At 41.3% G+C, this 7,888-nt stretch carries 8 protein-coding genes; all 8 read left to right on the top strand.

Features of this window, described 5'->3' with window-relative positions; all coding sequences use genetic code 11:
* Positions 1-482 precede the first annotated feature (482 nt).
* A complete protein-coding gene (locus D8787_RS02110) occupies positions 483-887 on the top strand; it encodes a hypothetical protein (protein WP_102211501.1) in 405 nt (134 codons plus the stop codon).
* Between the two features lie 204 nt (positions 888-1,091).
* A complete protein-coding gene (locus tag D8787_RS02105) occupies positions 1,092-1,682 on the top strand; it encodes a class I SAM-dependent methyltransferase (protein ID WP_125420469.1) in 591 nt (196 codons plus the stop codon).
* On the top strand, positions 1,679-2,956 hold the full coding sequence (locus D8787_RS02100) for a pyrimidine-nucleoside phosphorylase (protein ID WP_125420467.1): 1,278 nt from the start codon (positions 1,679-1,681) through the stop codon (positions 2,954-2,956). Before D8787_RS02105 ends, D8787_RS02100 begins: the two co-directional genes overlap by 4 nt.
* Before the next feature lie 19 nt (positions 2,957-2,975).
* Entirely contained in the window at positions 2,976-3,638 is a 663-nt protein-coding gene (gene deoC / locus D8787_RS02095; RefSeq protein WP_042901145.1) for a deoxyribose-phosphate aldolase, read from the top strand.
* On the top strand, positions 3,625-4,014 hold the full coding sequence (locus D8787_RS02090) for a cytidine deaminase (RefSeq protein WP_042901143.1): 390 nt from the start codon (positions 3,625-3,627) through the stop codon (positions 4,012-4,014). The genes deoC and D8787_RS02090 overlap by 14 nt, the downstream gene beginning before the upstream one ends.
* Before the next feature lie 89 nt (positions 4,015-4,103).
* Positions 4,104-5,156 carry a BMP family lipoprotein gene (locus tag D8787_RS02085; protein WP_042901142.1) on the top strand — a complete coding sequence of 351 codons (1,053 nt, stop codon included), beginning with the start codon at positions 4,104-4,106 and terminating at the stop codon, positions 5,154-5,156.
* Positions 5,157-5,299: 143 nt separating this feature from the next.
* Entirely contained in the window at positions 5,300-6,835 is a 1,536-nt protein-coding gene (locus D8787_RS02080) for an ABC transporter ATP-binding protein (RefSeq protein WP_125420465.1), read from the top strand.
* Positions 6,828-7,886 carry an ABC transporter permease gene (locus D8787_RS02075; protein WP_033683459.1) on the top strand — a complete coding sequence of 353 codons (1,059 nt, stop codon included), beginning with the start codon at positions 6,828-6,830 and terminating at the stop codon, positions 7,884-7,886. Before D8787_RS02080 ends, D8787_RS02075 begins: the two co-directional genes overlap by 8 nt.
* Positions 7,887-7,888 lie beyond the last annotated feature (2 nt).

Below are 7,888 nucleotides of genomic sequence, written 5' to 3'. Positions count from 1 at the left end.
TCTTTGCCTTTACTTATGGAGAAGAGATTCCTAAGCTTCTCGGCATTTCTAAAATACCTGCAGAAGACGTCTGTCAGTCTTCAAAATTACTCCAACATAAAATCTAAAAACTAATCTTCAACCCCATTCAAACGTCTCACACTAACTTCCACCATAGCGGAACTTAATCTGAAACGCTTTCAGATGAGGGGATTTTGTGCGCTCTTTTTTTCGATTCATTTTGGCTACAAAAGCAATGAAATCAAGCATTAGTAAAACCAGTGGAATTTACCCTGACACGGATTTCCACTGGTTTTTAGGATTTTTATCAGACTAACTTCCACTTGGATTAGCAGTGGAACTTAGTTTGGGAATTTACCTAATATCGTATAATAGAGGTAGATAGAGGTTGACCAATTAATTGATGAAGTAGGAGAGAGTTTCTGCTGATTTATAAGCTAATAAAGGGGAATTTTTAGTTCACAACTTATAGGAGGTGTGTCATGAAAATCTTAAAAAGTTATATATTGGAACTCTGTTTTATTTTAAGTTTTGCCTTACCTTTTATAAAAGGAGCGAATGCGGATAATGGTAGACGTTTTGTGGAAACCTATTACGGTTTTACTTTTTTGATGGAACATGCCATTGTAACAGCTGTCTTTATCTGTTCGCTCTTGATTGCTTTCTTCCTAAAAAAACGGTGGACGAAATGGCTTGCTGCTGGTAGTTATTTCTTCTTAGTTCTATGGATTGCTACAGAGGGTTATTTCTTCCGCATGTCACTAGAAGATTTGATACGACTTTGGACAAGTTTGGAATTCCTGACAAAAACGTATCAGTTGGGCTTTTATCTAAACATCCTGTTGGGAATTTTGTTGATAATAAAGTATTTGAAGGTTAAGCAATAGTCATAAAAATGAGCCTAATTATAGATGATAAATTTGTTGTTTTATCCTGATTATGATATTTCTAGTTCTAAATGGCTTATTATTTATAAGTGTTGAAAGAGATTGAAGAAAAGGTCTTCTTGACTAGCTTTCTTCAGTCTTTTCATTTTGTCATCAATTTGTAAACGATTTACAATTTAAGTCAAATTATGGTAAAATAGTTTCATGAGTAAAATGTATTATGCAGAGAATCCTGACGCTGCTCACGACATTCATGAGTTGAGAGTGGACTTGTTGGGAGAAAACATGACCTTTTTGACGGATGCGGGTGTTTTTAGCAAGAAAATGATTGACTTTGGCAGTCAACTCTTGCTCAAGTGTCTAGAGGTCAACCAAGGAGAAACTGTCCTGGATGTAGGCTGTGGTTATGGGCCTCTGGGCTTGTCCTTGGCTAAAGCTTATGGAGTTCAGGCGACCATGGTCGATATTAATAATCGTGCTTTGGATTTGGCACGACAAAATGCTGAACGAAATAAAGTAGAAGCGACTATTTTCCAGTCCAATATCTATGAACAAGTAGAAGGCAAATTTGACCATGTCATTTCCAATCCTCCTATTCGTGCGGGCAAGCAAGTGGTTCATGAAATCATTGAGAAAAGCAAAGATTTCTTGGAAATTGGTGGAGATTTGACTATCGTTATCCAGAAAAAACAAGGGGCTCCAAGTGCCAAGTCCAAGATGGAAGAGGTGTTTGGCAATTGTGAAGTCGTCAAAAAAGATAAGGGATACTATATCCTTAGAAGTGTGAAAGAATGAGAGCAGTTGATTTAATCCAAAAAAAACGAGACGGTCAAGAATTGACTTCAAGTGAAATTGAATGGTTAGTTGAAGGTTATGTGTCAGGGACTGTTCCTGATTATCAGATGTCTGCCTTTGCTATGGCTGTTTATTTCAAAGGAATGACGACACGAGAAATCTCAGATTTGACTATGAATATGGTCAAGACTGGTCAAGAGTTTGACTTATCTGCTATTGATGGGATTAAGGTTGACAAGCATTCTACGGGTGGTGTTGGTGATAAGGTAACCTTGATTTTGGTTCCCCTTGTTGCTAGCTTTGGTGTGCCTGTAGCTAAAATGAGTGGTCGTGGTCTCGGCCATACTGGTGGAACAATTGATAAATTGGAGTCCATTAAGGGCTATCAAGTAGAACGTAGTCAAGAAGATTTTATTCGTCAGGTGCAGGACATTGGAGTATCTGTCATTGGGCAATCAGACCAGCTGGTTAAAGCTGATAAGCTTCTTTACGCCCTCCGTGATGTGACCGCAACTGTTGATACGATTCCTTTGATTGCGAGTTCGGTGATGAGCAAGAAAATCGCGGCAGGAGCGGCTGCTATTTTGCTAGACGTAACTGTTGGAGAGGGTGCCTTCATGAAGACGGTTGATGAGGCGCGTGAATTGGCTCAAACCATGGTGGATCTTGGTAAGGCAGTTGGTCGAAAAACAGTCGCAGTGATTACAGATATGAGCCAGCCCTTGGGACGAGCGATTGGAAATCGTCTGGAAATCCTTGAAGCACTGGAGATTTTACAAGGACAAGGCCGTCAGGATATTACCCACTTCATCTGTGAATTGGCTCAAATTATGCTTGGTCTGGCAAATGTAAACAAGACAGTTGAAGAAATTCGCCAACATCTTGAAAATGGCCAAGCGCTGGCTAAGTTTGAGGAGATGGTCCAAGCCCAAGGTGGGGACTTAGAAGATCTCTATCGTCCTGTCAATGTGGCCCATGTGGTGGAAATCCCTGCTCAGGGAACAGGTGTCATTTCAGCTCTTCCAGCCATGGAATTTGGCCTCTATGCTATGAGACTGGGTGCTGGTCGTGCAGTCAAGACTGATGATTTGGACTATGAAACTGGAATTGTTTTTGAAAAGAAAGTTGGAGATTCCGTTCAAAAGGGAGAAATTGTTGCAAAAGTATACACAAATGGAAAAAATTCTCCTCAGCTAGTTACAGATTTTCAAAAATATGTTAAAATAAATGACAGGGTGCAAAGTTTACGAGAAATTATAGAAATTATCTCATAAACTATAGGAGAATCCGTATATGAAACTAAATAAATATATCGATCATACGCTTTTAAAGCAGGATGCGACAGAAAAACAAATTGATTGTTTGTTGTCTGAAGCTAGAGAGTATGATTTTGCCAGCGTCTGCATCAATCCTACCTGGGTTGAACATGCTAAAAAAGGGCTTGAAGGTACAGATGTCAAGGTCTGTACAGTGGTAGGTTTCCCTTTAGGAGCAACAACTTCAGCCGTGAAAGCTTTTGAAACAAAAGAAGCTATCCAACATGGTGCAGATGAGATTGATATGGTGATCAATGTTGGTGCCCTCAAATCAGGAAATCTTGATTTGGTTGAATCAGACATCCGTGCTGTTGTAGAAGCAAGTGGTGACAAGTTGGTTAAAGTCATCATTGAAGCTTGTCTGCTGACCGACCAAGAAAAAGTTGTGGCTTGTCAATTAGCCCAAAAAGCGGGAGCTGACTTTGTCAAAACATCTACTGGCTTTTCAACTGGTGGGGCTACGGTAGCAGATGTTACATTAATGCGTGAAACAGTTGGACCAGATATGGGAGTCAAGGCAGCTGGTGGAGCTCGTTCTTATGCAGATGCTCTTGCCTTTGTAGAAGCAGGAGCGACTCGTATCGGAACGTCAGCTGGTGTAGCCATTTTAAAAGGAGAATTGGCAGATGGCGACTACTGACTTGATAGAACTAGCAATTGAAACCAGCAAGCAAGCCTATGTACCCTATTCTCATTTTCCAGTCGGAGCTGTTCTGGTGGCAAAAGATGGGAACATTTATACAGGTGTCAATATCGAAAATGCTAGCTACCCTTTGACCAATTGTGGTGAGAGAACAGCCATTTTTAAAGCAGTTTCCGAAGGTCAAAGAGAGTTTTCAGAATTGATTGTCTATGGTCAGACTGAAAAACCAATTTCACCATGTGGTGCTTGTCGCCAAGTAATGGTCGAATTTTTTGAACAAGATCTAAAAGTGACCTTAGTCGCAAAAGATAAATCGACGGTCGAGATGACGGTCGGGGAGTTACTTCCATACTCTTTTACAGACTTAAACTAGTCTGAGTCGCTCTCTGAGTGGCACGGTCCTTGTGGCCAATCAATCCATACTTGCAACATCGTTGCACATCTTATTTAGGAGGTTCAGTAATGAACAAGAAACAATGGCTAGGCCTTGGTCTAGTTGCAGTGGCAGCAGTTGGACTTGCTGCATGTGGTAACCGCTCTTCTCGTAAGGCAGATTCATCTTCTGATGTGAAGACAAAGGCAGCAATCGTCACTGATACTGGTGGTGTTGATGACAAATCATTCAACCAATCAGCTTGGGAAGGTTTGCAAGACTGGGGTAAAGAACATAATCTTTCAAAAGATAAAGGTTTTACTTACTTCCAATCAACAAGTGAAGCTGACTACGCTAACAATTTGCAACAAGCGGCTGGAAGTTACAACCTAATCTTCGGTGTTGGTTTTGCCCTTAATAATGCAGTTAAAGATGCAGCAAAAGAGCACACTGATATCAACTATGTCTTGATTGATGATGTGATTAAAGACCAAAAGAATGTTGCTAGCGTAACATTTGCTGATAACGAAGCTGCTTACCTTGCAGGTGTGGCAGCAGCTAAAACAACTAAAACAAAACAAGTTGGTTTTGTAGGTGGTATCGAGTCTGAAGTTATCTCACGTTTTGCAGCTGGATTTAAAGCTGGTGTTGAGTCAGTAGACCCATCTATCAAAGTTCAAGTAGACTATGCTGGTTCATTTGGTGATGCTGCTAAAGGTAAAACAATTGCAGCAGCACAATACGCAGCTGGTGCAGACGTTGTTTACCAAGCAGCGGGTGGAACAGGTGCTGGTGTCTTTGCAGAAGCAAAATCACTCAACGAAAGCCGTCCTGAGAGTGAAAAAGTTTGGGTTATCGGTGTTGACCGTGACCAAGTAGCAGAAGGTAAATACACTTCTAAAGATGGTAAAGAATCAAACTTTGTTCTTGTATCTACTTTGAAACAAGTTGGTACAACTGTAAAAGATATTGCGAACAAGGCAGAAAAAGGTGAATTCCCTGGCGGTCAAGTGATCGTTTACTCATTGAAAGATAAAGGGGTTGACTTGGCAGTGACAAACCTTTCAGAAGAAGGTAAAAAAGCTGTCGAAGCTGCAAAAGCTAAAATCCTGGATGGAAGCGTAAAAGTTCCTGAAAAATAATGGATGGAAGTCATTTCTTAGGAAGCGGCCCTTGGCCGCTTTTTTAAGAGTTGAGACAAAGTCATTTTGTCTCAGTAAAGCTTGCTACTAGACAAACTAGCAAGTTTTATTGAAATAAAATAAGACTCTGAAAGGAAGAGCACATGGCACACGAAAATGTCATTGAGATGCGTGATATTACCAAGGTGTTTGGTGAATTTGTTGCCAACGACAAAATCAACCTGCACCTACGAAAAGGTGAAATTCATGCACTTTTAGGAGAAAATGGGGCTGGAAAGTCCACGCTCATGAACATGTTAGCAGGACTTCTTGAACCAACCAGTGGTGAAATTGTGGTCAACGGTCAAGTTGTCAACCTCGACTCACCATCTAAAGCAGCTAGCTTGGGAATTGGAATGGTTCACCAGCACTTTATGTTGGTAGAAGCCTTCACAGTAGCTGAAAACATCATTTTAGGTAGTGAATTGACTAAAAATGGTGTGCTAGATATCGCTGGAGCTAGCAAAGAAATCAAGGCTCTTTCTGAACGTTACGGCTTAGCTGTGGACCCTTCTGCCAAGGTAGCAGACATCTCAGTTGGAGCTCAACAACGTGTAGAAATTTTAAAAACCCTTTATCGGGGGGCTGATATCCTTATCTTTGATGAACCAACGGCTGTCTTGACTCCATCAGAAATTGATGAGTTGATGGCTATTATGAAAAATCTTGTCAAAGAAGGAAAATCAATTATCTTGATTACCCACAAGTTGGATGAGATTCGTGCAGTTTCTGATCGTGTTACAGTTATCCGTCGCGGGAAATCCATTGAAACCGTCGAAATTGCAGGGGCTACCAATGCTGATTTGGCAGAAATGATGGTGGGACGTTCTGTTTCCTTTAAAACAGAGAAACAAGCCTCTCAACCCAAAGAAGTAGTCTTGTCAATCAAAGATTTGGTGGTCAATGAAAACCGCGGTGTCCCAGCTGTGAAAAATCTATCCTTGGATGTTCGTGCTGGAGAGATTGTTGGTATTGCGGGTATTGATGGAAATGGTCAGTCTGAACTGATTCAAGCCATTACAGGTCTTCGCAAGGTTGAATCTGGTAGCATTGAGCTAAAAGGAGATTCAATTGTAGGCTTGCACCCACGTCAGATTACAGAGTTGAGTGTTGGGCACGTTCCAGAAGACCGTCACCGTGATGGTTTGATTTTGGAAATGATGATTTCTGAAAATATTGCCCTTCAAACCTACTATAAAGAACCACATAGTAAAAATGGAATTTTGAACTATTCAAATATTACTTCTTATGCTAAAAAGCTAATAGAAGAGTTTGATGTTCGTGCTGCTAGCGAATTTGTTCCTGCGGCTGCACTCTCAGGAGGAAATCAACAAAAAGCAATTATTGCTCGTGAAATTGATCGAGATCCTGATCTCCTTATCGTCAGCCAGCCAACTCGTGGGTTGGATGTCGGTGCCATTGAATATATCCACAAACGCTTGATTGAAGAGCGTGATAATGGGAAGGCTGTCCTTGTTGTCAGCTTTGAACTAGATGAGATTTTAAACGTCTCAGACCGTATTGCCGTTATTCACGATGGTAAGATTCAAGGTATTGTGTCACCAGAAACAACCAATAAACAAGAACTTGGTGTCTTGATGGCTGGTGGAAACTTGGGAAAGGAGAAGAGTGATGTCTAAAAAATTACAACAAATTTCGGTTCCCTTGATTTCTGTCTTCCTAGGAATTTTACTTGGAGCCATTGTCATGTGGATCTTCGGTTATGATGCTATTTGGGGCTATGAAGAATTGTTCTATACAGCCTTTGGTAGTCTACGCGGGATTGGGGAAATCTTCCGTGCAATGGGGCCTTTGGTCTTGATTGGTCTTGGTTTTGCCGTTGCCAGTCGTGCTGGTTTCTTTAACGTCGGACTTCCTGGTCAGGCTTTGGCAGGTTGGATTCTTAGTGGTTGGTTTGCCTTGTCGCATCCAGATATGCCACGTCCCTTGATGATTCTAGCAACTATCGTGATTGCCTTGATTGCTGGTGGGATTGTCGGTGCCATTCCAGGTATTCTTAGAGCCTATCTAGGGACATCAGAGGTTATCGTAACCATCATGATGAACTACATTGTCTTGTATGTAGGAAATGCCTTTATCCATGCCTTTCCTAAAGACTTCATGCAAAGTACAGATTCGACCATTCGTGTTGGGGCTAATGCAACCTACCAGACACCTTGGTTGGCTGAGTTGACTGGTAATTCACGGATGAATATTGGTATTTTCTTTGCTCTTATTGCCGTTGCAGTCATTTGGTTCATGCTCAAGAAAACAACCCTTGGTTTTGAAATTCGTGCGGTTGGTCTTAATCCTCACGCATCAGAATACGCTGGTATTTCTGCTAAACGTACCATTATCCTCTCAATGATTATCTCAGGTGCTTTGGCTGGTCTTGGTGGAGCCGTTGAAGGTTTGGGAACCTTCCAGAACGTCTATGTTCAAGGTGCGTCATTAGCTGTCGGATTTAATGGAATGGCGGTTAGTCTACTTGCGGCCAACTCACCAATTGGTATTCTCTTTGCAGCCTTCCTATTTGGTGTTCTCCAAGTTGGGGCTCCTGGTATGAATGCAGCGCAGGTACCATCTGAGCTTGTCAGCATTGTAACAGCGTCTATTATCTTCTTTGTCAGTGTTCATTATCTTATCGAACGCTTTGTCAAACCGAAAAAACAAGTTAAAGGAGGTAAGTAAAG

Origin of the sequence: Streptococcus mitis (assembly GCF_003944325.1) — a bacterium.
Lineage (GTDB): Bacteria > Bacillota > Bacilli > Lactobacillales > Streptococcaceae > Streptococcus > Streptococcus mitis_CW.
Note: the sequence above shows the minus strand (reverse complement) of the source record. Positions and strands in the feature narration are given on the sequence as shown.